The organism is Haloferax prahovense DSM 18310 (assembly GCF_000336815.1).
Classification (GTDB): domain Archaea; phylum Halobacteriota; class Halobacteria; order Halobacteriales; family Haloferacaceae; genus Haloferax; species Haloferax prahovense.
Genome location: NZ_AOLG01000014.1, coordinates 55,817 through 80,624, shown reverse-complemented (window position 1 = coordinate 80,624; position 24,808 = coordinate 55,817). Strand labels below are relative to the sequence as shown.

Here is a 24,808-nt window from a genome sequence, read left to right as displayed (position 1 = left end):
GCGCCGGTGTACCGGGCGAGCGGATTTAACGGGTGCGCTCGCGGCGGGGCTCGCCGCCCGCGCTCGGCGGTGGCGCGACGGTTCGGTGGACGGTCCCGTACGCCCCCGAGACGGTGGCCGTATCGTCCGCCTCCGCCAGTCGTTTAGTGTCGCACCGTCAACGGAGGGTCGATGGACGACAGTATCCTCGACGCTATCGGGTCGCCGCTGGTCCGCGTCGACTCTCCCGAGGGGTCGACAATCGCGGCGAAGATAGAGTCGAAGAATCCGGGCGGGTCGGCGAAGGACCGCCCCGCGCTGGCGATGGTCGAGGCGGCCGAGGAGGCGGGCGACATCTCGCCGGGCGACCACCTCGTCGAACCCACGTCCGGGAACACCGGTATCGGACTCGCCGTCGTCGCGGCGGCGAAGGGCTACGACCTGACTATCGTCATGCCGGACTCGATGTCGCCCGAGCGCCGCGAAATCATGCGCGCCTACGGGGCGACCATCGAACTCGTCGAGGGCGATATCTCCGCCGCGAAGGACCGCGCCGACGAACTCGAAGCCGAGGGCATGTACCAGCTCCGGCAGTTCGAGAACCCGGCGAACCCGGAGGCGCACTACCGAACGACCGCCGAGGAGATTCTCGAACAGGTGGGCGACCGCCGCATCGACGCCCTCGTCGCCGGCATCGGCACCGGCGGCACGATTTCGGGCAACGGCCGCCGCCTCGTCGAGGAGTTCCCCTCGATGCGCGTCGTCGGCGTCGAACCCGCCGAGAGCGCCGTCCTCTCGGGCCACGAGGTCGGAAACAACGACTTCCAGGGGATGGGGCCGGGCTTCGTCAGCCCCAACCTCGACACCGACCTCATCGACGACGTGGAAATCGTCGAACTCGCCGAGGCCGAGGCCGAGTGTCGCCGCCTCGCCCGCGAGGAAGGCATCCTCGCCGGTCAGTCGTCGGGCGCGTCGCTCCTCGCGGCCAAGCGCGTCGCCGAGCGACTCGCCGACCCCGACGCGGACGAGGAAGACCGACCGCTCGTCGTGACGGTCTTCTGGGACTCCGGCGAGCGCTACATGTCGACCGGGATGTTCGACGCCGAGGAATAGCGGTCTCTCGACGGCCGGCTCTCACCGACCGAACTCGTCTTCCGCGACTCTGACGACGAGCGTCCGCTCCACGTCTCTGAGGTCGTAGTCGGGAACCGAGCCGTCGACGCGCGTCACGTACATCGGCTCGACGAGGCGACCGTCTTCGACGCCGTAGATGGCGAGGTGGTCGCCGGTGTCTTCCGGCTGGACCTTCCCGTCTCGAATCTGTCGGGCGAGGTCGCGAGAGAGCCACTCGTCGGCCGAGACGGAGGGCTCGCGGACCAGCGAGAAGTCGGCGAACCGGACGAGATACCAGTTGAGATCGTTGAGAAGCGAGACGGCTGCGCCGAGACTGACCGTATCGACCGAAAGCGAGTTGTCGAACGGTTCTGCGATGTCGTAGGTCGAAAGCGCCGCGCGGGCGGTGTCGCGCGACAGCAGTTCGTACTGGAGGTGGACGTCCTCCGCGCCGACGATACAGACCTGCGTCACGTCGAGAGGGAGGGTCCGGACTCGGTAAAGCGGTTCCGGTACTCAGGCGGTCGATTCCCACTCGGCGGCGCAGGACTCGTCGCAAAAGACGACGCGCTCGCGTTCGAGGGTTATCTTACCGGGCTGATCGATGTCTCGCTCGAGGAGGACCTGGTAGTGGGCTTCGCTCATGTCGACGCGGGCGCGGCAGGCCGCGCACCGTTCGACGGTGTCGCTCCAGTCGGTCCGCGACGCCCGGTGGCTGACGCGCCACTCGGGGCCGGGATGGCCGTGACCGGGATGCGATGTTTTCGACATGAGAGAACCCTAGCGCTCACGGTAAATAAAGCCATTTTTGTGCAATTGTTCATTCGAAACGAATCTAAACGTTTGAAGAATCGTGACTATGTTGGTCGTTTGCACGGTCCGTGTGTGCGTCGGTATCGTGTCTCGGTGAGGCTGGTGACAACCGGGTTCAGAATGTGCGCTCGGCCTCCACTCCGCGCTCCCGCGCTCACTCGCCGTCGGGCGACACGACGACCCGCTCGCGGGCGGCCTCGACCGCGAGGTCGAACAGGTCGTCGGGCTCCGCGGCCTCGACGGCCGACAGCGAGGCGTTCGTCTCGGGGAAACTTGGGGCGACGCGCTCGCAACCGACCGGGAGCGTCGAGTCGTCGTAGGTGCCGAGGTCGCGGGCGGCCGCGACGATATCGGTCTTGTCGCGGGTCAAAAGCGGGCGGTGGACGGGGTAGTCGACCGCGGCCTCGGTGACGGCGAGGTTCTCGCCGGTCTGGCTCGACTTCTGACCGAGCGACTCCCCGGTCACGATTGAGTGGGCGTGCTCGTCGGTGGCGACCTCGGCGGCGACGGCGAGCATCGCGCGCCGAAGCGAGAGCATCCGGGTGTCCTCGACGGTCTCCATCAGTCGCTCGACCACGTCGCCGGCGGGGACGACGTGGACCCGCATGTCCGTGTTCGGGGCGCGGCGGGCGATGGTCCGCACCGTCTCGATGGCTCGCGCGCGGTGGTCCGCACCGCCGTAGTCGCCCAGGTCGACGTAGACGGGGACGATTTCGCAGCCGCGGCGCATCAGCTCCCACGTCGCCACCGGCGAGTCGATGCCGCCGGAGACGAGGGAGACGGCTCGCCCCTGCGTCCCGAGCGGGAGTCCGCCGGGCCCGTCGAACCGCCGCACGGAGAGATAGGCCGTCTCCTCGCGGCACTCGATTCGGTAGGTTCGGTCGGGGTCGTCGAGGTCGACGGGCGCGCCGGTCGCGTCGACGACGGCGCTCCCGGCCTCGCGTTCGAGGTCGGAACTGGTGAACTCGTGTTGGTCGGCGTCGCCGACGCGGTCGGCGTCGACGGCGAAACTCGCCCCGTCGGGGTGGTCGGACGCGAGGGTTCGGCAGACCGTGACGATGTCGTCGAGAGTGGGGTCGCAGGCGACGCAGGGCCGCGCCCAGACGACGCCCGGCACCTCGGCGCAGGCGGCCGCGACGGCGTCGGCGTCGGCCGCGTCGCGGACGAGCAGGCGGGACCACTCCCGCTCGACGCGGCCCGAGAGCGAGCGGTCGTCGAGGACCGCTTGGAGGTTCGTCCGCAGTTTAGCCTCCATCTTCGCCCGGACGCTCGAACTCTTCGTGCCCACCTCGCCGTAGCCGACGAGGACGACGTGCGCCGTCTGATTCACGGTCGACGTTCTCCGCGGGAACCCTTCAGCGTCTCGTTTCGCGGGGCGTCCGCGCCCGACTCGACGCGACTCCCTCCGTCGCTATTAGTGTTATATATCTGTACATAGTACAATTTACTGAACCGTAGACAGACGGCGAAACAATATAAACCGCTTAATAGATTTCACCCCGTTTCCCTCTCGTACAACCGCCGACCGCCCCGCGGCCGCTCTCGACGAACAACTGCCGCCACTTCGATGCCCATTCGATGCCAATGACCGACGAGTCGCCAGCCGATATCGACCTCGCAGCCCCGCAGTACTATCTTAACCGCGAGCTGAGCGAACTGGAGTTCCAGTCCCGCGTGCTCAACGAAGCGCTCGACGAACGGAACCCGCTTCTCGAACGGGTCCGCTTTCTCTCCATCTTCACGAAGAACTTAGACGAGTTCTTCATGAAGCGCGTCGGCGGGCTGAAACAGCAGATAGACGCCGGCGTGACGGAGCGGACGACCGACGGCCGGACGCCCCGCGAGCAGTGGGAGGAGGCCATCGACAAGGCCCGCCCCATGTTCGAGCGACAGGCGGCGTGCTACCGCGAGGAGATTCGGCCGGCGCTCGCCGACGCGGGAATCCGCGTCTGCGACTACGACGAGCTGACGCCCGACCAGCGGGCGGAGATGCGCGACTACTTCGAACTCTCGGTGTTGCCGACGCTCACCCCGCTGTCGTTCGACCCGGCGCACCCCTTCCCGTTCATCTCGAACCTCTCGCTTTCGCTCGCGGTCGTCACCCGCGACGACGACGGCGACCAGACGTTCACGCGCGTGAAGATTCCGCAGAACCGCCCGCGACTCGTCGAAGTCGAGACCGACGGCGACGAGCTTCGGTACGTCCTCTTAGAGGAGGTCATCCGCGCCAACCTCGACCTCCTGTTCCCGAACGTCGAGGTCGTCGACACCGCGGTGTTCAAGCTGACCCGGAACGCCGAGGTTCGCCGGAACGAGGAGGTCGCGGAGGACCTCATCGACATGATAGAGGAGGTGCTCGAACAGCGCCGCTTCGCCACCGTCGTCCGCCTCGAAATCGAGGCCGACGCGCCCGACGCCGCGCGGGACCTCCTCGTCGAGCAGTTGGACCTCGACGACCGCGAGGTGTTCGAACTCCGCGGGCCGCTCGACTACCGCGAGCTGATGGACCTCACGGACCTCGACCGCCCGGACCTCTCGCTGGAGTCGTGGACGCCGCAGCCGCACCCGCGGTTTTCGGACCTCGACGCGACCGACGCGGGCATCGGCTCGGGCGCGTCTCCCCCCGAGACAGCCGCCGAGGACGGCGATACCATCTTCGACGAGATTCGCCGCAAGGACGTGCTGTTGCACCATCCGTACCACTCGTTCGGCGACACCGTCCAAGAGTTCCTCGACGAGGCCGCCAACGACCCCAACGTGCTGGCCATCAAGGCCGCAATCTACCGGACGGCGTCGGACTCGAAAATCATCGAGGCGCTCATCGACGCCGCCGACAACGGCAAGCAGGTCGCGGCGATGGTCGAACTCAAAGCGCGGTTCGACGAGCAGAACAACCTCGAATGGGTCCGCCGCCTCGAAGAGGAAGGCATCCACGTCGCCTACGGCACCATCGGGCTGAAGACGCACACGAAGACGGCGCTCGTCGTCCGCGAGGAGGAAGACGGCGTCCGCCTCTACTCCCACGTCGCCACCGGCAACTACCACTCCGGGACCGCGAAGGGCTACGTCGACCTCGGCGTCCTCACCGCCGACCGCGACATCGGACAGGACCTCGTGAAGGTGTTCAACTTCTTCACCGGCCCCTCGTTGGACGAGGAGTTCCGGAAGCTCCTCATCGCGCCCGTGACGATGCGAAACGAGTTCACGAAGTGCATCCGCCGGGAGGCCGAACACGCCCGCGCCGGCCGCGACGCCCGCATCGTCGCCAAGATGAACGCGCTCGAAGACCCCGGCATCGTCGAGGAACTGTACGAGGCCTCGATGGCGGGCGTCGACATCGACCTGCTCGTCCGCGACATCTGTCGGCTCCGCCCCGGTCTGGAGGGCGTCTCGGAGACCGTCACGGTCCGGAGCGTCGTGGACCGCTTCCTCGAACACTCCCGCATCTTCTACTTCGAGAACGCGGGCGACCCGGACTACTACATCGGCTCCGCCGACTGGATGACCCGCAACCTCGACAAGCGCGTCGAGGCCGTCGCGCCCGTCGAGGACACCGATATCCGCGAGCAGTTGCGATTCATCCTGGAACTCGGCTTCGCCGACAACCGGAAGGCGTGGGAGATGCACGCCGACGGCACCTACGACCAGCGCGACCCGGGCGACGGCCACGAGATTAGCATGCAGAAGATTCTGATGGAGCAGACGCTCGCGGCGTCGAACACGCCCGGCGTCCACCGCGGTATCTCGGCGTCCCACCCCGACGTGCCCGAGACGCTCCTCGTGGAGTCCGACCCGTCGGTGATGGCTCCCCGAGACGGTGCGGCGACTGAGGATGCGGACGAGGATGAGGGCGAGAACACCGAACCCGTCGTCGAGGTGGGCGCGGGCGCGCCGAAGAACGGCGACCCGCAGCACGTCCTCGACGACTTCCCCGAGAAGTGGTACGTGCCGAGCAGTCGGCACTACGAGTACGCGGTTCGGACGCCGGACGGCGACCGCGACTACCGGAAGACGGCCGAGGCGGCCGCGCGACTGGTCGAGAAGTACTACGGCGAGGAGTAATCGCACCGCCCTCGCGGGCGAAGCGGTGTTCTGTTTTCGCGCCCTTGCGAGTCGCGCCGATTAGAACGTGCTGAGTTCGCCTTCGATGGTCCGACGGGTGATGTCGGTCACGTTCGCGAGTTCGCGGTCGACGATGGCGACGACCTCGTCTTCGATGTCGGCGACGGTGACGCCCTCGTCCGTGATGACTTTCGCGTCGGCGACGTGCGGCTCGTCGATGGGGCGGCCGATCTGCGAGAGCAGGCGGACCTGCAGGTCGCGGATGCCGTCGACCTCGGCGACGACCGTCTCGGCGATGTGGGTCGAAAGCAGGTTGTAAATCTTCCCGATGTGGTTGACGGGGTTCTTGCCGGAGGTCGCTTCCATGCTCATCGGGCGGTTCGGCGTGATGAGGCCGTTGGCGCGGTTGCCGCGGCCGACGGAGCCGTCGTCGCCCTGTTCGGCGGACGTGCCGGTCGTGGTGAGGTAGATAGAGCCTTCCTCGTAGTCGTCGGCGGTGTTGACCTCGACGTTGACCTCGCGGTCGGTGTAGTCGGTGGCGAGGTCGGAGACGAACTCGCGGACGCCGTCGACGGCGGCGACGTAGTCGTCGATGTCCTCGATGTGTTTGTCGACCATGGCGGCGGCGACGGTCACGTCGATGACGTCGCCCTCGCGCTTGCCCATGAGCTTGATGTCCTGTCCGAGTTCGGGGTGGTCGTCGCCGTAGGCCGCGCCGTTGAGGGCGCGCTCGGCTTCGAGGACGATCTGTTCCGTCTCGGTCAGGGGGGCGTGGCCGACGCCGAAGCTCGTGTCGTTCGCCATGGGGACCTGTTGGGTCTCCTCGCCGAACACGTCCTGGAGGTCGCCGGAGCCCTCGCCGAGCTTCACGTCGACGATGATGTCCGTGCCCACGTCGAGCCCGGGGATGTTCTCGTTGAGGTACTCGCGGGCGGCCCGGAGCGCCGTCGAATCGACGGGAATCTTCTCGCCGTCGTACTCCTTCGTGGCGCGGCCGACGATGAGGAGATAGATGGGTTCGATGACCTCGCCGCCGCCGAAGGCGGGCGCGGCCGTGCCGGCGACGAGCTGGGTCTCGTCGGTGTTGTAGTGAAGCACCTTACCGACGCGGTCGAGATAGAGGTTCGAGAGGGCGCGGGAGACGCTCTCGGCGATACCGTCGGAGATGGAGTCAGGGTGCCCGATGCCCTTTCGCTCGACGATTTCGACCTCCTGGTCCTCGACCGCGCGCTTGTCGGCGGATTCGAGGCGGATATTTCGGTCGCTCATTGGCGGGACGTACCCGGCGGGCGGTTCTATAACTTGCGGAAACCTTTGGCCACACTCGTATTACCTGAGAGTATGCTCGGGCAGTATCTGCCGAGAGAACGGACGCCTGCGGGAGCCGACGACCCGACTACTCCTCGGGCGCGCCCAGCAGCATCCCGAGGTAGGAGGTCCGAATCTGGTCGTCGGGGTCGAGACCGAGGTCGCGGAGGACGGCGAACGCCCCCTCGCGGGCGTCGTCGAGGCCGGATTCGACCTCGACTTCGACTTCCACGAACTCGCCGAGTCCCGCCACCGAATCGAGCGAGACGGTGTAGCCGTCGAGGGCGAACCGCTCGCGGTCCTTCTCGACGGTCGCGGCGGGGTCGAAGCCGACGGCCTCGCAGATGGCGTCCATCGTCTCGCCGTCCTCGACGCCCGTCTCGTACTCCCGGCGGGTCTTCGACGACTCGTCGACGAGCGGTCCCTTGTAGGTGACGACGGTCTCCTCGTCGGCGAGGTCGCCGCCCTCGTAGCGCGACTCGCGCCGGAGTCGAAGTGCCTCGTCGGTCTCGGCGAAGTCCCTGTGCGGGGCGTCGTAGTAGGTGTCCGTCTGGGCGACGCGGTTGACCTGCTCGGCTTCGGTCGCGTCGAGTCGCTCGCGAACCGCGTCGTGGTCCGCGCGGACCTTGACCTCGACTTCGTACATGCTTCGACCGGCGCGTCCGGGGGGCAAAAACCTCGGTGACTCGCGGCGGCGACCCCTCAGTATCGAGGTATTTGTTACCTTTTATCATGCAAGACCGCGTAGTACGACGGGAGTATGAGCCAAGAGACGCCGAACCCGGCCACCGCAGTAGAACAGCGCGTCGGCGAGGCCGCCGACTACGAAATCACGGGTCGCGTCATCCTCACTGCGATGGCGAGCGGGTTCGTCGGGACGGTGTTGATGCTGCCCGTCCTCGTCGCCATCCCCGAACTGCTCGGTCTCTTCACGACCGAGCCGATTACGCGATTCGCCGGGATGGCGGCGTTCTTCGGCTACGAACCGACGCTCGCTCTCGGGGCCTTCCTCTTCGGCATCGGCGGGGTCATCGTCCTCCCGGTGACGTTCGTCGTCGTCGGGGCGTTCCTCCCGCCGGAGTCGCCGGAGTACCTCCGCGGCGTGTCGTTCGCGACGCTCTACTGGGTCGGGTTCGTCCCGGCGTTTTGGCCGCAGGCCGACGCGTTCGTCATCCTCTCGTTCCTCGTGTTCTCGCTTCTGGCCCACTGGGTGTACGGCCTCTCGCTCGGCTACCTCCTCGACCTGTTCGCGGGAATCCCGCAACACGAGGTCTGAACGGGCGTCACCGGCGGTCGGGGCATCGTGGGCTGTCGTCGCCCGCTGTCGACCGCGCACCGAACTCCACCTGTTTTGTTCTTACTGCCTTTCCCCGTGAGCGACCGGAAACGTCCGCTCGAGGCCGGTCACCACTGACTTCTCCGAAACAATAATCATCACGAACGTTAATTATACTATTTGGGTGGTGTTATCAATGGTCACGGAACTCGTACCGGCGGCCGCGTTCCCGCTCCAGTCGGGGTTAGTCCCGCGAGGGACGCGCACGTTCGTCTTCGAAAGCATCTTCGAGGTGTTCCTGCTCTTGGGGACGCTCGTCGGGGTCGTCGTCGTGGGGTACATGCTCTACAACGCGTACAAGTATCGCTCCGGCTCCGGAAACGGTCACATCGACGACGAGGACCGCCTCGTCCTCGGGGAACTCCCGTCGGGGAGCGGCGGCGGGCGAAAGCTGTTCACTTCGTTTTTCATGAGCATGATAATCGTCGTCTCGCTGGTCTCGTGGACGTACCTGACGCTCCTGTACGTCGAGGAGGGCCCCTCCGACGCCGAGTCGCTCGACGTCGAGGTCGAGGGCTACCAGTTCGGCTGGCGCTTTACCTATCCGAACGGCCACACCACCGACGGCGTGCTCCGGGTCCCCGCTGACCGGCCCGTCCAACTGACGATTACCACCGCGGACGTGTTCCACAACTTCGGCATCACGGAGTTACGCGTCAAGTCCGACGCCATCCCCGGTCAGGAGACCGAGACGTGGTTCACCGCCGACGAGCCCGGAACCTACACCGCCCAGTGTTACGAACTCTGCGGGGCGGGCCACTCCTACATGTCCGCCGAGGTCGTCGTGATGCCACCCGACGAGTACGAGGCGTGGTACGCGAACACGACCGCGGATAACGCGACCGCGAGCGAGTCGAGCACTGATGAATCGGTCGCCGCGAAATCGAGTCTCCGGCCGGCGGTGGTCCCATGACCGACGCGTCTCCCGGAGGGGACGCCGCGGCCGACGGGGGCCACGAGGTCGCCCGCGGCGGCGACGACCACGGTCACGACTTCCCCGGCACGGGGAGCATCAAGCGCTGGTTCGTCACGACGAACCACAAGGACGTCGGCATCCTCTACATCGTCACGTCGCTTTTCTTCCTCGTGCTCGGCGGCGTCCTCGCGTGGCTGATGCGCATCCAACTGCTCGCCCCGCGGGCGCTCGGCGAGGGGATTCTCGCGCCTGTCGCGTACAATCAGGCCGTCTCGGCCCACGGGCTGTTGATGGTGTTCTGGTTCCTCTCGCCGTTCGCGTTCGGCTTCGCCAACTACGTCGTCCCGCTCCAACTCGGCGCGAAGGACCTCGCGTTCCCGCGGCTCAACGCGCTGTCGTACTGGCTCTATCTGTTTTCGGGCATCCTGTTCGGCGTCTCGTTCTTCCAAGGAGGGACGTTCTCCGGCGGGTGGACGATGTACGCCCCGCTGAACGTCCCGACGTTCACGCCGGACGTGGGGGCGTCGACGGCCGTCTTGGCGCTCGTGCTGTTCGTCGCCTCGGTCACCGTCTCGTCGGTCAACTTCCTGACGACGATGCACCGAATGCGCGCCGAGGGGCTGACGCTCCGGAACGTCCCGCTGTTTAGCTGGACGATTCTCCTGACGGCGTGGATGATGCTGTTCGCCTTCGCGGCGCTTCTGGCGGCGCTCTTGGTGCTCTCGTCGGACCGCCTGCTCGGGACGACCTACTTCGCCATGGAGTCGCCGGCGGGGGCGCTCCTGTGGACGCACCTGTTTTGGTTCTTCGGCCACCCCGAGGTGTACATCGTCTTCTTCCCGGCGCTCGGCGTCATGGCGGAGGTGTTCCAGACGTTCACCGGCCGCCGCATCGTCGGCCGCAAGTGGTTCATCCTCGCGATGGTGCTCGTCGCCATCCAGAGCTTCGCCGTCTGGATGCACCACATGTTCCTGACGAGCATCAACCTCCAAGTCAAGACCTTGTTCATGATCACCACCATCGGCATCTCCCTGCCGTTCGACCTGATGGTGTTCGCGCTCATCTACACGATGCTGAAGGGGAAGATACGCTTCACGACGCCGTTCCTGTTCGTCTTCGGGGCGCTCCTGTTGTTCATCATCGGCGGCATCACCGGCGTCTTCCTCGGCGCGGTCGTCCTCGACTACGAGTTCCGCGGCACCTACTGGGTCGTCGCCCACTTCCACTACGTGATGGTCGGCGGGGTGACGGCCCTCGTCGGCGGCCTCTACTACTGGTTCCCGAAGATGACCGGCCGGATGTACGACGAGTTCCTCGGCAAACTCCACTTCGCCGTCTACTTCGTCGGCTTCAACCTGCTGTACTTCCCGCTTTTCGTCGCGTGGGAGACGCCCCGCCGCGTGTTCGACTACGCGCCCGAACTCGCGCCGTGGCACCAGCTCGCCACCGTGGGCGGGTTCGTCCTCGGGCTGTCGTTCCTCATCATGTTCTACAACCTGTTCAAAAGCGCCTTCGTCGGCGACCCCGCGCCCGACAACCCGTGGGAGTACGCGACCACAGCCGAGTGGGCCGTCTCGTCGCCGCCGCCGCTTGAGAACTTCGACGGGACGCCGACCTACCGCGACGGTCACCTCGAATTCCTCGACGCCGGCGAGGTCGCGCCGAGCGAGGAGCGTTCCGGCGGGCCGACCGGTGCGGCCGTCTCCGACGGCGGCGTCACCGCGTCGGCGACGAGAGCGGTCACGGCGGACGCGGAACTGCCGACTGCCGATGCGACCGAAGTCGAGGGTCCGAGTCACGCGAGCATCTGGCCGTTCGTCCTCTCCGCCGGCGCGTTCCTCGTCCTCCTCGGCCTCTCGCCGCTCCAAGACGCCGCGTTCCCCGAGGGGATGGTCGGGGCCGCCTACGCGACCACGACGGTCGCGGGCGGCGTCGTCACCCTCGGGTCGCTCGTCGCCATGGGGCTCGAACCGTTCCGCGGGCCGGTCTTCGAGGAGGGCGAGGCGTGGCCCTTCGCCGGCATCGACAACGGCAAGGTCGGGATGTGGATATTCCTCGCATCCGACGTGGTGCTGTTCGGGGGCTTCCTCGGGGCCTACGTGTTCACCCGGGTCGCCTTCGGCTGGACCGGCTGGGAGCCGATTCCGTCCGACCCGATTCCGGGGCTCGTGAACACCTACATCCTGCTCACGAGCAGTTTCACGGTCGTACTCGCGCTCGTCGCGGCCGAGAAGAAACACAAGTGGGGCCTCGTGACGAGCCTCGGGGCCACGTTCGTCCTCGGCATCGGCTTCCTCGTCAACAAGGGGTTAGAGTGGCAGCACCTGTTCCACGAGGGGCTGTGGCTCTCGACGAACGTCCGCGCCTCGACGTTCTTCCTCACGACCGGCCTGCACGCCGCCCACGTCATCGCGGGCCTCGTCATCGCACTGTACCTGACCGCGCGCGCCTGGCGGGGCGCGTATCTGGAAGACAGCCGCTCGGTGGAGTACTTCGGTCTCTACTGGCACTTCGTCGACATCGTCTGGCTGTTCCTGTTCCCGCTGTTCTACATCCTGTGAGGTGACAGCAATGGTATCAACGAAACTCTATACGGCGATTTACGTGGTGTTGTTCGTTTCGGCGACCGTCCAGGTGCTGGTCGAGTTCGCCGGACTGAGTTACTGGCTGGCCTTCGGCGTCATCATGGTCTTGTCGGCCGCGAAGGCGGTGTTGGTCGCGGCGTACTTCCAGCACCTCCGGTTCGAGCCGCGGTCGCTGACGTATCTGGTCGGCATCGGCCTCGCGGCCGCGCTGGCGCTCACGCTCGCGGCGTCGTACTCGCTCCTGTGACCGTGCGAGCCGACTCCCACCCCCGCTGGCGCTCCCGCGAAACCCTCGTTGCGGTCGGCTACGCGCTTCTGTTTTCGGTCCCCGTCGGCGTCGGCGTGACCGTCATGATGACCCGCGTCGCCCCCGGCAGACTCACCGACCCGCTCGTCGTCGGCCCCGGTCTCGTGCTCGCGGTGGCCGTCTTCGCGCTCGTCGTCGCCGCCGCAACGACCGGCGAGAACGCGGTCTGACTGGACGCTGTTTTTCCCGTCTGTGGCTCTGTCGAACTCGTTAGAAACTGATAGAACCCGTGTGACACAGACAGAGGGTGAGTTCAGCACATCAGCTTCATTTCTTTCACACTGAGGAAAACAAACCAGCGTGTCAGTACGTGTTCAAAGTGAACACGGAGCCCTACTGTGGCCCGAGAATTACTTCGGGAGCGAAGATAGTGAGACTGAGTAACCCAATCAACACGAGAATCGCGACGACACGCAATCCGCCTGCCATGTGTCGGCGCTCCGTTGGGAGGGACTCAGCAAGTCCAGACAGAGCGAATCCAACCGCCATAACAAGCGAACTGATGTCGGGAACACCGCGTAGAATATTATAGTAGATATAGATACTTAACATAACGAGCGAGCTAGCAAACAATACGAACGCCTGTGTCCTTCCAGACGGCTCACTGAACACAGTTTGGTCGATGATGGAGGGCATCGGGCGTGTAGTTTCCCGCGAAGGATAAATACGGACTGCATTCTCCCACCTGCAGCAGGGATTTTCATATCTGTGCCGAACGGTGTCGATGGCTCTGACCGATTCGCGCTCTGTATTCAGCACGGCCGCAGAAAACTATCAGTAACTGAGGACTCCAACAGCGTCTCTTTACCTCCGCCGCCTTGCACGTACCTTCTTTGACTTCGGTGTGGTAGCAGTACACATGAATCGGACTACTGTCGCACTCGTGGCCGCCTTCGGGGCCGTCGTTCTCGGTCTCACGGTCCTCCTCGTCTCCGAGGCCGTCGGCGCGAGCGAATCGTTCGTCGTGGTCGGCGGCGTCGTCGCGCTGGCGGGCGTCGGCGTGCTCACCGGCGTCGTGCTGCGCCTTCCCGACCCCAACGAGGGAGAACACGGCAGCGGCGACCACGCCTGACCCACTCGCGCCCCGTCACAGGCTGAAACCGACGACCGCGAGCAGGAACAGCGCCGTGAAGACCACGCCGAGTGCGCCCGCGACCTTCAGGTGATAGACGAACAGGTCTTCGTCCGCTGCCTCGACCGCGGCCTCGTACGCCGCGGTTTCGTCGTCGCTCAGCCCTTCGTGGGCGTCGCCGACGTGCAGGTCCCGAAGTCGTTTCCGTCGGAACGGGCGGTCGCAGTACGGGCACGTCGCGGCCGCGGTCTCGCCGTCAGGGACGGCCGTCTCGGGGACAACGACCGAGTCTTTGCGACCCACCCCACGACTCGCTTTGCGACTCACCCTGCAACACCCCCGACCGTCGGTTGGGCGACGACCCACAGGCTCGCCATCGTGTAGCCGACCGTGACGGCGACGAAGGGGTACTCGCTCCGGAGCGGTTGTAGGCGACCCGGAAAGAGGTCGAACGCGCGGGCGTGGGCCACCCACACCGAAAGCAGGTGACCGAGGACGACGAACGCCAACTGGAGGCCGCCGAACCACGCCGGAACGGCCAGCACCGAGGGGTTCGCAGGCGGCGACAGCGGCGAGGCCGCGACCGCGACCAGCGCGGGCGCGAGTCCGACGACGTAGCCGAGGAAGTGCGCGAGGTGGTAGCCGGCGGCGATGGGGACCAACGCGGGCGCGAACCAACCGGCGACGAAGCCGACGGTCACGTACGTGTCGGCGGTTCGGCGGGCGGCCCGCGCCGCCAGTCGGTAGCCGCCGAGGAAGACGAGGTAGCCCGCGACGATTCCGACGAGGTTCGCGAGCCACGCGGGGGCCGGGCCCGCGGCGTCGAGGACGCGACCCCACGGGACGGTGACCACGAGGCCGTCGAACGTCGTCACCCAGAGGAGCGCGACGACGAACGCCACGTCGTCGGCTCCCAGTCGCTCGCGAGCGCGCGCCAGCCCCGCGCCGGGAACCGAAACCGAGAGGCCGCCGTCGTCGCCCCGCTGGACCGGAGCGAGCAGGCCGTACAGCCGGAACACCCGAGCGACGGGGTCGGCTCGGCGGAACCACGCGTCGCCGTAGACGACCGCGCCGCCGACAGTAAGCAGGCTGTACGCGACGACTACGGTCGCGAGCGCCTGCGGGTCCGCCGCGAGCGGGCTGACGACCTCCAGCCAGACGAGTCCGAGCAGGCCGGCCACGCTCGGCCACGACCCGAGTCGGTTGGGGTACGACCGCGGCAGCCCCCACGTCTCCCCGAATCGACCTCGAAGCGCCGCGCCGAGCGTCCGCCACGGGTTCACCAGCGGCCACGCGTTCCCGACGAGGTAGGTGACCATCGTGAATCCGGCCCACCAGCCGACCCAGACGAGCAGGACGCCGAGGTTGGCGATGCCGACGGGCGGCCCGAACAGCCCGAAGGCGACGACGAGGACGAGCGCGGCGACGCCGAGTAGTTTGAATGCGACCGCCGCGGTTGGGACGCCCCCGGCGAGTCCTCCGATTCGGACGCCGACCCGCTCGAAGGCGTTGAGCGTCTCGTCGTCGGTGACGAACGCCGACAGCAGAAACGAGACGCAGACGACGCCGCCGCCGGAGACGACGACGAGCCAGAACGGGGCCGGAACCGAGCGGAGCGACCCGGCCAGCGAGCCGGCGTGCGCGAGCGCGGGAGCCGAAAAGATGAGCGACGCGACCGCCAGCGCGACTGTCCAGACGGCACCGCGTCGACCCGCGACACCGACCCCAGGGCCGTCGCGCTCGCTCATCGTCGCGCCCGCTCCGCAAGCGACGGTCCGAACGCGAGCAGGGCCGCGGCGGCGACGAACACCAGCGTCGAGATGTCGACCGAGAGCGCCCGGAGCGCGCTCACGACGCCGGTGCCGCCGGCCGCGCCCGCAACGAGACCGCCGACGAGCGGGAAGGTACAGCCGACGCACGAGACGACCCCGAGCGCCCCGGAGAGCGCGCTCTTCGCCGCGTCGAGGACGGCGGCGTAGACGAGGTACGCGAGCGCGAGGTAGCCGGCGACGCGGTACGGGACGAACGTCGCGGAGACGACCTCGCCGGCGTAGCCGACCCGCGGCCCCCACCCCGGCGCGGCGAGCGAGAACTGCCAGCCGGTCGGGTGGTGCGCGGTCGCGGCGTGTCCGTGGCTCCCGCCGAGGAGCGCGGCGAAGTCAACGGACACCAACCCGGCCAGCGACGCGAGGACGAAGAAGTAGGCGACGGCGACCGCGCCGGCGACGAGCCGCGCCCGGCCGCTCGCCCGCGGTGGGTCGGTCCAGAGAACGGCCGCCGCGTCGACGGTTATCCAGACGAACGGGTAGAACAGGTACCGGAGACTCTCGACGCGTTCCGGCGCGGCGTAGAAGTACGCCCCGAGGGCGAGCGCCTCGGCCCAGCAGAGCGTCGCGAGCCACCACAACCGGGGCACGTGTCGGGGGTCGAGCCGCCCCGCGTACGAGGTCGCCATCTCAGAGGAGGCCCACCAGCCTGAGCGCGACGCCGACGACGAACAGCAGGCCGAGCACCCACGACCCGAGGAGCGTCGCCTGCGACCGCGTCAGTCCGCGCCCCCGCGCGGCGTGGTACGTCCCGTAGAAGAGGTACGCGACGACGACGGTGAGCGTCCCGGCGACGAGGACCGGCCCCGCGGCGCTCGTCACGCTCTCGGGGATGGCGCTTCCGCCGACGAAGAGGACCGCCACCGCGCCGAAGCCGAGCGCCGCGAGGAGAAACACGAGCGACAGGACCGTCGGGTCGTCCGCCCAGCGACGGGCGGTGCTCTCGCTCGTGCCTCCCGACGACCGGCCGCCGGTCGGCACCGGTACGTTCGTGACGGAGTAGTGTCGCCAGCCGCGACCGGTCAGAAACACGGTGAGCGCCAGCAGTACGACGCCGAGGACGAACCCGAGGAACAAGCCAGTCTGTGCCATGTGAACACGCCTCGTTTTCTATAACTATTGACAATGATATAAGCGATTCGACCCCACAGCGGCCCTCGGGGTCGAGTTCCCGGGTGTCGGCCGCCTCGAACGCGTCGCGGCGGCGAAACGTGATTCTTAAGGGTCGCACGAGTCACGTAGCGTGTATGAGCGACGAACAGCAGGCGGAGGCCGAGCAGGTCGATGAAGAGGTCGAGTCCGGTATTCAGGACGGCGACTTCGTCCGCCTCGCGTACACGGTGCGAACGATCGAGGACGGCGACGTCGTCGACACGACGGACAAAGAAGTGGCCGAAGAGGCCGAGATCGACGTCGAGGGCTACGAGTTCGAGCCCCGCGTCGTCATCGTCGGTGCCGGTCACGTCTTCCCCGAGGTTGACGACGCTCTCATCGGTGCCGAGGCAGGCGATGAAGGCACCGTCGAGATTCCGTCGGCCGACGCCTTCGGCGAGTACGACGAGGACGAAGTGCGCACGGTCAGCGCCAACAAGATCGACGAGGACGACCGCTACCCCGGCGCACAGGTCACCATCGACGGCGACCAGGGCCGTCTGGAGACCATCATCGGCGGTCGCGCCCGCGTCAACTTCAACCACCCCCTCGCCGGCGAGGACCTCGAATACGAGTACGAAGTGCTCGAACTCGTCGACGACCGCGAGGAGCAGGCCTCCGGCCTCCTCGGCATGTACCTCCAGCAGGCCCCTGAAGTCTGGATTCAGACGGACGAGGTCGAAGAGGAGCAGGTCGTCGAGTCCGACGACGACGAGGATGAGGACGCCGAGCCCGAGACGGAGACCGTCACCGTCGAGAAGGACACGCTCTACATCGAGGCGACGCCCCAGATGACGATGAACCAGCAGTGGATGTTCTCCAAGCAGCAGATTGCGCAGGACATCATGCAGCGGCTGGACATCGACCGCGTCATCGTTCAGGAGACCATCGAGGGCGGCATGGGCGGCATGGGCGGCCTCGGCGGTATGATGGGCGGCGCGGGCGGCGCCGACATCGAAGAGGCCATCGAGGACGTCGACATCGACGCCGACGAACTCGCCGCAGAACTCGACGCCGACGAAGAGTAAGCGAGTCCGCCGCCCTCGCCGTCTCGGCGAATCGGCGGCTTCTTGATACTCGCCTTCCGACCGCCTCGTAGCTATGGCTTCGTCAGACGACGACGCGACGGCCGAGTTCCGCGACCTCACAGACGTGAAAGTCGCACTTGTCGCCGGGCTCTGTACCGTCGCATTGACGCTCTCGCTCAAGTACGGCGCCGGAATCGAGGTGCCGTTCGTCTACCGTCTCTCCCCGCTCGCACCGTACTTCGCCTACGTCTTTTCCCGTGGCGCGGCGCTGTCCGCCCGGACGTGGATGTCGCTCATCGCGGCCGTCACGCTCGGCACGTTCGGGTTCTTCGCGCTCTGAGCGGCGACTCGAGCTCGCTCAGGCGATGTCGCGGCTGGTGTCGACGGTGACGCGCTCCGCCAGCCGGAGCTTGATGGTCTCGTTGAGCGCGCGGCCGCCGCGGAACTTGGGGACTGCGAGCCGGTTGACGATTTCCGAGCCGTCTATCTTCGTGTCCAGGTCGAACACCACGTCGGCCATGTGTTCGGTCAGGTCGCGGTTGTCCGGGACCGACTCGCCTTTCAGCCCGTGGAGGACGGTCAGTCCGCGGGTGTTGACCATGTGCGTCTGCAGGTCGTTGAGGAACTTCCGGTAGCGAGCGCCCTCGCTTCGTTCGAGTACGTCCACCACGTCGATGACGAGGTTCGCGCCCTCCGGGAGGTCGCGGACCAGGCTGCTCGCCGTGTCGAGCGGCGCGTCGCCGCCCACGTCGCGCACGGTGGGGTTTCCGGTCGGACCGGAGTTCCGTTCGAGCGCGTCGGTGACGGCCTCGGCCGAACGAATCGTCGTCAGCCACAGCGTCCCCCGCGTGGTCGTCAGTTCGTGTAAGAACAGTTCGGACTGGCTGGCCGGGTCGGCGGCGAGGAGAACGATGCTCCCCGCGGGAATGCCCCCGCCGAGTTGGCGGTCGAGCACGTCGATTCCCGTCGCCAGTCGAGACATACCCCAGTGTAAGGAAGTCGCTCATATTACTTCTTCCCCGGTATCCTGTCGGCGATTCGACGGTACGCGGCCCGAACTGTCGGACGGGTGAGAACTGGCGACGACTCCTCCGGAACGGTCCCGAGCACCGGCGCGCCCACGAGGTCGGACACCGCCTCTGGAGCCATTCGTGACCGCGAGATGACACACCCGACGACGGGGGTGCCGAGCGCCCGCGCCATCGCGGCCGTCTTGGCGGCGTCGCGGAGCGCCGGCGCGCACAGCGGCGACACGATGACCACGGCGTCGGCGACGCGGAGCGGGACGGCGGCGTCGGGACCAGCACCCGCTGGGCAGTCGACGACCGCGCGACGTTCGTCGTCCGCGGCGGTCCGAAGCCACCGCTCGAAGGCCTCGTCGTCGGTTCCGGTGGGTGCCGGGAGCACGGAAACGGTCGAGTCGGTCGGATGCGACCGAACCGAGGGTTCGCACACCGATTTGCCCGAGACGGCGTCCACTCGGCGCTCCACGCCGGCCATCGCGTGGAGGTTCGGCATGTCCCTGTCGGCGTCGACGGCGAGCACCGGGCCGTCGAGCGCGCTCGCCAGTCCGAGGGTCGTGGTGGTCTTGCCGCTGCCGCCCTTGCCGCCCGCGATTGCCAACATAGCCGGGGCTGGCCCCGGCTTGGTACTTGAACCTGCGGCGAAAACGAGCCGCGTCGAGTTGGCCTCAGTCGTTACAGCAGCCGCCGGCCTCGCCGCCGAAGTCGACCGCAAGCGGCTCCGAGATGGCCTCGTTAATCTTCTCCAACTCGCCGACGAGTTCGGCCTGCGCGAGGAGGTACTCCTCCATCACGGGCTCGGAGTGGAGTTCTTCTTGGGCCGCTTGGACCTTCCGGAGCCCCTCCTGGGTCGCTTCGCCCATCTGTCGGGCCACGTTGAACTCCTCGCGGAGCTGGTTGAACTCCGTGATGAGTTCCTGCACGTCGTCGTCGGCTTCGACGGCGGCCTTCGCCTCCTCGTAGGCTTCGTACTTCGGATGGTCGGCGATGGCCTCGCCGAGTTCGCGCCCGAGTTCTTCGAGCCGCGTCGTCTGCGTGCTCATAGCCGCGCGTTGGGGTGCGAGCGGTTTCAACCTGCCGAACGGGGAAGGAGAGGTGGCAAGCGGTCGGCCCTGCGGAGGGCTCAGACGTGGGACTCGACGAACGCGACCACGTCCTGCAGTTCGTCCGGGCTGACACCGTGGGGCGCGCCGTAGAGGTTCGCGGTCACGTCCACGCCGAGCTCGCGGAGGCGCTCGGCCGCGCGTTCGACCCGCGAGGACGGGATGATTTGATCCATCGATCCGCCGCCGACGAACACCGGCTTGCCGGCGATGCCGTCGGGTTCGAGGTCGGCGTGGGAATCCGCGAGGTAGCCGTGGAGCGCGACGACCCACGCGTAGTCGTCGGGGTCGTCGAGGAGGAGCGAGAGGCTGGTAATCGCGCCCTGGCTGAACCCGAGGAGGCCGATTCGGTCGGGGTCGATGTCGTACGCCTCGACCGCCCCGGCGATAGCCTCGCGGACGAGGTTTCGCGAGCGCTCGAACTGCTCGGCGTGGGGCTGGCTCTGGTGGAGGCCGCCCTCTGAGAGGTCGAGTTCGTACCACGTGTAGCCGCCCTGCAGGCGGTCGGGCGCGCGGAGACTCACGACGTGGACGTGGTCGGGGAACTCCTGTGCGATAGAGAGGAGGTCCTGTTCGTTCGAGCCGCGGCCGTGGAGCAGGACGACGGCGGGAGCCGGGCCGTCGCCCGGTTCCGACGGTTCGACGTGGACGTGTTCGAGGGGGATGTCGGACATGGACGGCGGTAGGCCGCGGCGAGTCTTGAATCCCCGAGTGACAACGGGGTAACCGGGTGACGCCGCCGTCGACGCCGCGGTTCGCTTCGGCGTGCGTGCGGGTGTGTGACGCTCATTCGTGGGGAAGCGCGGTGGTTAAACGGCTCCGTCCGCAACGATGGGGCAATGAGTCAGGACGCCACCTCGGAGGGAGACCTTCGAAACACCGGGATGTCGCTCAAGCACGACCGGGAGTGGGACTACGAGCTCGAACAGATCGTCGAAGCCATCGAGGAGCGCGACGCCAAGCGCGTCGGCCTCCAGTTCCCCGAGGGACTGAAGCGCCGCGGCCCGGCGGTCGCCGACGACCTCCGACAGCTCTGCGACGACGACGTGACGTTCATGCTCTCCGGCCAGCCGTGTTACGGCGCGTGCGACCTCGACACCTACCTCATGCGGCGGACCGACGTGTTCGTCCACTTCGGCCACTCGCCGATGAAGGAGTCGGACAAAATCATCTACGTCCCGCTGTTCTCCAACGTCGACCCCTTCCCCATCATGGAGGACGCGCTCGACGACATCGAGGGCGACGAGGTCGGTCTCGTCACCACCGCCCAGCACATGAACCGCTTCGAGGACATGTGCGACTGGCTCGAAGAGCGCGGCTACACCGTCCAGACCCGCAAGGGCGACGACCGCCTCACCTACGAGGGACAGGTCCTCGGCTGCAACTACGCCTCCGCGGACATCCCGGCGGACGACGTGCTCTACGTCGGCGGCGGCAAGTTCCACCCGCTCGGCCTCGCGATGGAACACCCCGACAAGAATGTCGTCATCGCCGACCCCGTGAACAACGTCGTCACCATCGCCGACACGCGGAAGTTCATGAAACAGCGGTACGCCTCGGTCCACAAGGCGATGGACGCCGAGAAGTGGGGCGTCATCTTCTGTACGAAAATCGGCCAGGGTCGCATGGAAATCGCCGAGAAGATTCTGGAGGACAACGAGAACGCCTACCTCATCACGATGGACGAGGTGACGCCCGACAGGCTCCGGAACTTCGACATGGACGCGTTCGTCAACACCGGCTGTCCGCGCATCACAACCGACGACGGCCCGCGGTTCCACAAGCCGATGCTGACGCCGCAGGAGTACCGCATCGCCGTCGGCGACGAACCGCTCGACTCTCTGGAGTTCGACACGTTCCACGGCACCTGGTAGCCCGAGACTCCCGGTGAGCGCCCCGCCCCCGCGTGGCTCTCGCGACGCCGCCGAGACGAGCGTCCTGTTTCGACTCTTCCACCTCGCTTCGGACGTATCTGATCTCCTGACAGTCCGTCCAGAATACCTATACGGGTCGCCATTCCACGGATACGTATGGTCCCTCCACGAACGTCACGAACCGCCCTCCTGAGCCTGCTCGGCGTCCTCGCGCTCGCGGGAACCGCCGCCGCGCAGAACCTCGAGTCCGCACAGCAGCTTTCGCCGGTGTTCCGTGCTGGCGTGAGCTTCCTCATCGACCTCGTCGTCGGCGGCATCCTCGTCGCCGCGGCCCCGGCGTACACCAGAGACGCCATCGCCGAGATTCGGGACGACCCCGGCGGGTCGTTCCTCTGGGGCCTCGGCATCGGCATCGGCGGCCTCATCGTCCTCGTCCTCCTCGCAATCACCATCATCGGCCTCCTCGTGGCGATTCCGGGGTTCCTCGCGTTCATCCTCCTCGGCATCGTCGGCGGTGCGCTCGCGACCGTCCTCCTCGGCTCGCTCGTGACTGGCACCGCCTCCGGCGGGTCGCCCCCGCTCGGCGTCTCGGTCGCGGTCGGCGCGCTCATCGCGGCGGTCCTGTCGCTCGTCCCCATCATCGGCGGCGTCATCCTGTTCGTCGTCGACACGCTCGGGCTCGGCGTCGTCGGGCGCAACCTCATCCGCTCGTGGGTCTGACGCCGCGCCGGCGCTTCTGATTCTGACAGGCGGCTCTCAGGAGCCACCACAACATTGAGGGTACCGGTAGCGAATGGGTCAGACAGATGCCGACGACCCACCTCTCCGTCCTCGGACTCGACGTGCAGCGGGTCGTCACCCCGCTCGAAGCAGGCGACGTCGACGCCGACCGGGTTCGTCTGGTCCGCGACGAGGCCGACCCCGAGCAGGGTCGCGACCCGGACGACTGCGCGCCCGGCGCGCCGCGAGCGAGCGCACACGCCGCGAAAGTCGTCAGCGAACGGCTCGCCGGTCGGGGAACGCTCGACGAAGCACGGCTCCCCTTCACCGGCTCTTTCGCGGAGCTGTACGCCGCGACGACCGACCTGCTCCGCGAGGCCGCCGTGGACGGCGACGTGCGGGTGAACCTCGCCGGCGCGCCCCCGCAGGTCGCCGCCGCCTTCTACGCCGCGCGAACCGCCCTCGTCGACGGCGGCGAGCTCGAACGCGGGACCGTCTCGCTTCTGACCGTCCCCGCGACCGACCGTCCCGATCTCGCCGCCATCGACGACCTCCGGACTCTCGTTTCCGACGTCGAGGCCGCGTCCGACGCGTTCGACGAGTTCCGCCGCGTCGCCGACGGCCCCGCGGCCGCCGCCGTCGCCCGACAGCTCCGAATCGCCCTGTCGGACCTGCGGGACGCGCTCGCCGAGGCCAGCGGCGAGTCCCGACGGTCACGTCCGAACTCCCGCGCCGGCCGAACCGCGGGCGCTCGCGGGGCGCGCTCCAACGGTGACTCGCCGCTCGGCGCGATGAGTTCCTACGTCGGGCGCGCTCGCGAGCAGCTCGCGGACCTCGTCGAGTCCGAGGCACCCCGTCCGGACCCCGAGGACACGCGCGACCCGAACGCAGTGCTCGATGCGCTCGACGCGTGGCTCGACGACGAGAGCCGCCTGCTCGCGGCGGTCGAGGAGAATCCCAGCGAACTGGTCGCCCGCTTCCGAACGAGCTGTGAGGCGCGCTTCGGGAAGTTCGAAGACCGGGCGACCATCGAGCTGTTCGCGTCGCTCGACCGCTTCGAGGCGCACCTCGACGCCTATCTGGACGCCCGGGCGCAGCTCTCGGCCGCCGCCGGCCCGGTCGCCGAGCGGACGACGGCCCTCACCGAACGGGCCGCCGAGGCCGCGACGAGCCTCTCGGAACTCGACGAGGCGGGCCACGCGACGGGCGAGTCAACCCTCGAACTCGACGGCCACGCGCTCTCGCCGCTGGGCGACCTCGAAGCCACAATTCTGTCTGTCCTCGCCGGCGGACCGCCGCGCTCCCGCCAGCGGACGCGTCGCGCGGTCGCCGCCGAACTCCGCGAGCGCGCCGAACACCACGGTATCGTCGCCGGCGCGCGCGACGAGGAGACGTGGTCGGCCTTCGATTCGTTCTGCGTGGGCGTCGCTCGGGATAGCGTGACCGGCGACCGATTCGAAAAGCGGCTCTCGAACGCGCTCGCCCCGCGCCTCGACGTGGCCGTCGAGGGACTCACCGCGAACGGGTTCGTCACGACGCGCGAGCGCGAACGCGGCCGCGACGCGCTTGAACCCACGGACGCGGGTCGGCTCTGGACGTCGACGACCGACTGGGAGTCGTTCCGAGAGAGCGTCGTCGACGACCTGCTCCGTGATTGCGTCGAACGCGACGAGGGCGTCGCGGACGCGTAGCGCGGCGCGACCGGGCTCTCAGACCGCGTCTTCGATGAACGCCACGGCATCCTCCGGCGAGTCGCACGGTTCGAACCCGCCGAGCGAGCCGACCTGCTGGGTTCTGAGCCCGGCCGTGGGGCGGTCGAAGACGTTGGCGTAGCCGATTTCCGAGAGGGTTCCGCCGCCGCCGTCGATGGCGATGACGGCGTCTCCGTTCATGGCGACGAGCGCGTTTCTCGCGTGGCCGAGACCGGTCGCGACGGCGATATCGACGTAGGGGTTTGCCTCGTCACGGTCCTCGCCCGGGAGGACGCCGATGGTCGTGCCGCCGGCGTCTTTTGCGCCGCGGCAAGCTGCCTCCATGACGCCGCCGAGACCGCCGCAGACGACCGTGTGGCCGCGCTGGGCGAGCAGGCGGCCCACGTCTTCGGCGATAGTTTCGACCGGGTCGGGGACGACGCTGCCGCCGACGACGCTCACGCGCACGGCGAACCCTCCGCTCCGCGCTCTGCGGTGTTCGCTCGGCGCCCGTCGTGGTGACTGATTGCTGTGGGCATGGGGTATCGGACCGCGTCGAAGAAGATAAGTGCGGGGCCGCGTCGCCCGACCGGGCCGAACGCGGAGTGTTCGGTCGCGTCAGAACTCGTCTGTTCGCCGTGCGTCGTCGTCCAGCGGGGAAACCGCTTCCCACGCACCGCACGCGCGCATCGTCCGAGCCATCGACGAGAAATCCGCCGTTTGTTTGTGAGTTCTTGACATGGTAATTGATGCCATGTGTGCCTACACTAAATATCTTGTCGGGGTACTACCTTATACACCACATACATCACCCGATTCTATTGCGTTCTACGGTATTTTCACACATATTGCGGAAATTGCGCCGAATTCCGGGACGCGACGGCGGCGGTGTCACGGAACG

Annotated in this window: 27 protein-coding genes; 13 read left to right on the top strand and 14 right to left on the bottom strand. The window is 67.4% G+C overall.

Annotated features, from left to right (window positions below; all coding sequences use genetic code 11):
* The first annotated feature begins 171 nt into the window (after window positions 1-171).
* Window positions 172-1,092 carry a PLP-dependent cysteine synthase family protein gene (locus tag C457_RS08340; protein ID WP_008093628.1) on the top strand — a complete coding sequence of 307 codons (921 nt, stop codon included), beginning with the start codon at window positions 172-174 and terminating at the stop codon, window positions 1,090-1,092.
* A gap of 21 nt (window positions 1,093-1,113) precedes the next feature.
* Here the strand turns inward: C457_RS08340 and C457_RS08335 are convergent, their stop codons facing one another.
* The 3 genes from C457_RS08335 to thiI all read right to left on the bottom strand — a co-directional run bounded on the left by C457_RS08335 (window position 1,114) and on the right by thiI (window position 3,235).
* The gene (locus C457_RS08335; protein ID WP_008093626.1) at window positions 1,114-1,566 is read right to left on the bottom strand and encodes a DUF5804 family protein; all 453 of its coding nucleotides are present in this window, start codon (window positions 1,564-1,566) and stop codon (window positions 1,114-1,116) included.
* Between the two features lie 42 nt (window positions 1,567-1,608).
* On the bottom strand, window positions 1,609-1,863 hold the full coding sequence (locus C457_RS08330) for a hypothetical protein (protein WP_008093625.1): 255 nt from the start codon (window positions 1,861-1,863) through the stop codon (window positions 1,609-1,611).
* Window positions 1,864-2,059: 196 nt separating this feature from the next.
* Window positions 2,060-3,235, bottom strand: a complete 1,176-nt coding sequence (thiI, locus tag C457_RS08325; protein ID WP_008093623.1) for a tRNA uracil 4-sulfurtransferase ThiI — start codon at window positions 3,233-3,235, stop codon at window positions 2,060-2,062.
* 254 nt (window positions 3,236-3,489) lie between these two features.
* On the opposite strand from thiI, the gene ppk1 reads away from it, so the two are divergent.
* The gene (gene ppk1, locus C457_RS08320) at window positions 3,490-5,967 is read left to right on the top strand and encodes a polyphosphate kinase 1 (RefSeq protein WP_008093620.1); all 2,478 of its coding nucleotides are present in this window, start codon (window positions 3,490-3,492) and stop codon (window positions 5,965-5,967) included.
* Window positions 5,968-6,027: 60 nt separating this feature from the next.
* Here the strand turns inward: ppk1 and C457_RS08315 are convergent, their stop codons facing one another.
* Complete coding sequence (locus tag C457_RS08315; RefSeq protein WP_008093619.1) at window positions 6,028-7,236, bottom strand: methionine adenosyltransferase; 1,209 nt, start codon at window positions 7,234-7,236, stop codon at window positions 6,028-6,030.
* A gap of 127 nt (window positions 7,237-7,363) precedes the next feature.
* Window positions 7,364-7,921, bottom strand: coding sequence for a class IV adenylate cyclase (cyaB, locus tag C457_RS08310; protein ID WP_008093618.1), 558 nt, complete (start codon window positions 7,919-7,921; stop codon window positions 7,364-7,366).
* 114 nt (window positions 7,922-8,035) lie between these two features.
* Between cyaB and C457_RS08305 the strand changes: the two genes are divergently transcribed.
* The 6 genes from C457_RS08305 (at window position 8,036) to C457_RS08275 (ending at window position 13,491) form a co-directional block, all read left to right on the top strand.
* Window positions 8,036-8,551 (top strand): DUF6789 family protein, encoded by a 516-nt coding sequence (locus C457_RS08305; RefSeq protein WP_008093617.1) that lies wholly within the window; start codon window positions 8,036-8,038, stop codon window positions 8,549-8,551.
* Window positions 8,552-8,747: 196 nt separating this feature from the next.
* On the top strand, window positions 8,748-9,524 hold the full coding sequence (coxB, locus tag C457_RS08300; protein ID WP_008093616.1) for a cytochrome c oxidase subunit II: 777 nt from the start codon (window positions 8,748-8,750) through the stop codon (window positions 9,522-9,524).
* A complete protein-coding gene (locus C457_RS08295; protein ID WP_008093615.1) occupies window positions 9,521-12,088 on the top strand; it encodes a cbb3-type cytochrome c oxidase subunit I in 2,568 nt (855 codons plus the stop codon). Before coxB ends, C457_RS08295 begins: the two co-directional genes overlap by 4 nt.
* A 10-nt stretch (window positions 12,089-12,098) precedes the next feature.
* Window positions 12,099-12,359: a cytochrome C oxidase subunit IV family protein gene (locus C457_RS08290; RefSeq protein WP_049913451.1), complete on the top strand. Its 261-nt coding sequence runs from the start codon at window positions 12,099-12,101 to the stop codon at window positions 12,357-12,359.
* Window positions 12,356-12,589, top strand: a complete 234-nt coding sequence (locus tag C457_RS08285; RefSeq protein ID WP_008093610.1) for a hypothetical protein — start codon at window positions 12,356-12,358, stop codon at window positions 12,587-12,589. Before C457_RS08290 ends, C457_RS08285 begins: the two co-directional genes overlap by 4 nt.
* Before the next feature lie 689 nt (window positions 12,590-13,278).
* Window positions 13,279-13,491: a hypothetical protein gene (locus C457_RS08275; protein ID WP_049913450.1), complete on the top strand. Its 213-nt coding sequence runs from the start codon at window positions 13,279-13,281 to the stop codon at window positions 13,489-13,491.
* A gap of 15 nt (window positions 13,492-13,506) precedes the next feature.
* On the opposite strand, the gene C457_RS08270 is transcribed toward C457_RS08275, so the two are convergent.
* The 4 genes from C457_RS08270 to C457_RS08255 are packed head-to-tail and all read right to left on the bottom strand — an operon-like array spanning window position 13,507 to window position 16,409.
* A complete protein-coding gene (locus tag C457_RS08270) occupies window positions 13,507-13,794 on the bottom strand; it encodes a DUF7410 domain-containing protein (RefSeq protein ID WP_008093604.1) in 288 nt (95 codons plus the stop codon).
* Between the two features lie 20 nt (window positions 13,795-13,814).
* On the bottom strand, window positions 13,815-15,239 hold the full coding sequence (locus tag C457_RS08265; RefSeq protein WP_008093602.1) for a hypothetical protein: 1,425 nt from the start codon (window positions 15,237-15,239) through the stop codon (window positions 13,815-13,817).
* Window positions 15,236-15,946 carry a DUF7546 family protein gene (locus C457_RS08260; protein ID WP_008093601.1) on the bottom strand — a complete coding sequence of 237 codons (711 nt, stop codon included), beginning with the start codon at window positions 15,944-15,946 and terminating at the stop codon, window positions 15,236-15,238. Before C457_RS08260 ends, C457_RS08265 begins: the two co-directional genes overlap by 4 nt.
* 1 nt (window position 15,947) lies before the next feature.
* Window positions 15,948-16,409 (bottom strand): hypothetical protein, encoded by a 462-nt coding sequence (locus C457_RS08255; RefSeq protein WP_008093600.1) that lies wholly within the window; start codon window positions 16,407-16,409, stop codon window positions 15,948-15,950.
* A 155-nt stretch (window positions 16,410-16,564) separates the two neighbouring features.
* Here C457_RS08255 and C457_RS08250 point away from each other — a divergent pair, with 155 nt between their 5' ends.
* Together C457_RS08250 and C457_RS08245 are read left to right on the top strand one after the other, a co-directional pair.
* The gene (locus C457_RS08250) at window positions 16,565-17,497 is read left to right on the top strand and encodes an FKBP-type peptidyl-prolyl cis-trans isomerase (RefSeq protein ID WP_008093599.1); all 933 of its coding nucleotides are present in this window, start codon (window positions 16,565-16,567) and stop codon (window positions 17,495-17,497) included.
* A gap of 73 nt (window positions 17,498-17,570) precedes the next feature.
* Window positions 17,571-17,837: a hypothetical protein gene (locus tag C457_RS08245; protein WP_008093598.1), complete on the top strand. Its 267-nt coding sequence runs from the start codon at window positions 17,571-17,573 to the stop codon at window positions 17,835-17,837.
* An 18-nt stretch (window positions 17,838-17,855) separates the two neighbouring features.
* Here C457_RS08245 and C457_RS08240 read toward each other — a convergent pair whose 3' ends face one another.
* From C457_RS08240 to C457_RS08225, 4 genes are all read right to left on the bottom strand, one after another.
* A complete protein-coding gene (locus tag C457_RS08240) occupies window positions 17,856-18,479 on the bottom strand; it encodes an RAD55 family ATPase (RefSeq protein ID WP_008093597.1) in 624 nt (207 codons plus the stop codon).
* Window positions 18,480-18,505: 26 nt separating this feature from the next.
* Entirely contained in the window at window positions 18,506-19,123 is a 618-nt protein-coding gene (locus C457_RS08235) for a MinD/ParA family ATP-binding protein (RefSeq protein WP_008093595.1), read from the bottom strand.
* 64 nt (window positions 19,124-19,187) lie between these two features.
* Window positions 19,188-19,562 carry a YlbF family regulator gene (locus tag C457_RS08230; RefSeq protein WP_004976728.1) on the bottom strand — a complete coding sequence of 125 codons (375 nt, stop codon included), beginning with the start codon at window positions 19,560-19,562 and terminating at the stop codon, window positions 19,188-19,190.
* 80 nt (window positions 19,563-19,642) lie between these two features.
* Window positions 19,643-20,296, bottom strand: a complete 654-nt coding sequence (locus tag C457_RS08225; RefSeq protein ID WP_008093591.1) for an alpha/beta hydrolase — start codon at window positions 20,294-20,296, stop codon at window positions 19,643-19,645.
* 165 nt (window positions 20,297-20,461) lie between these two features.
* Between C457_RS08225 and dph2 the strand changes: the two genes are divergently transcribed.
* The 3 genes from dph2 to C457_RS08210 all read left to right on the top strand — a co-directional run bounded on the left by dph2 (window position 20,462) and on the right by C457_RS08210 (window position 23,907).
* Complete coding sequence (gene dph2 / locus C457_RS08220) at window positions 20,462-21,496, top strand: diphthamide biosynthesis enzyme Dph2 (RefSeq protein WP_004976731.1); 1,035 nt, start codon at window positions 20,462-20,464, stop codon at window positions 21,494-21,496.
* Window positions 21,497-21,652: 156 nt separating this feature from the next.
* Entirely contained in the window at window positions 21,653-22,216 is a 564-nt protein-coding gene (locus tag C457_RS08215) for a hypothetical protein (protein ID WP_008093588.1), read from the top strand.
* An 86-nt stretch (window positions 22,217-22,302) separates the two neighbouring features.
* Window positions 22,303-23,907 carry a hypothetical protein gene (locus C457_RS08210; protein ID WP_008093586.1) on the top strand — a complete coding sequence of 535 codons (1,605 nt, stop codon included), beginning with the start codon at window positions 22,303-22,305 and terminating at the stop codon, window positions 23,905-23,907.
* A gap of 18 nt (window positions 23,908-23,925) precedes the next feature.
* Here the strand turns inward: C457_RS08210 and C457_RS08205 are convergent, their stop codons facing one another.
* Entirely contained in the window at window positions 23,926-24,375 is a 450-nt protein-coding gene (locus tag C457_RS08205; protein ID WP_008093584.1) for a TIGR00725 family protein, read from the bottom strand.
* Window positions 24,376-24,808 lie beyond the last annotated feature (433 nt).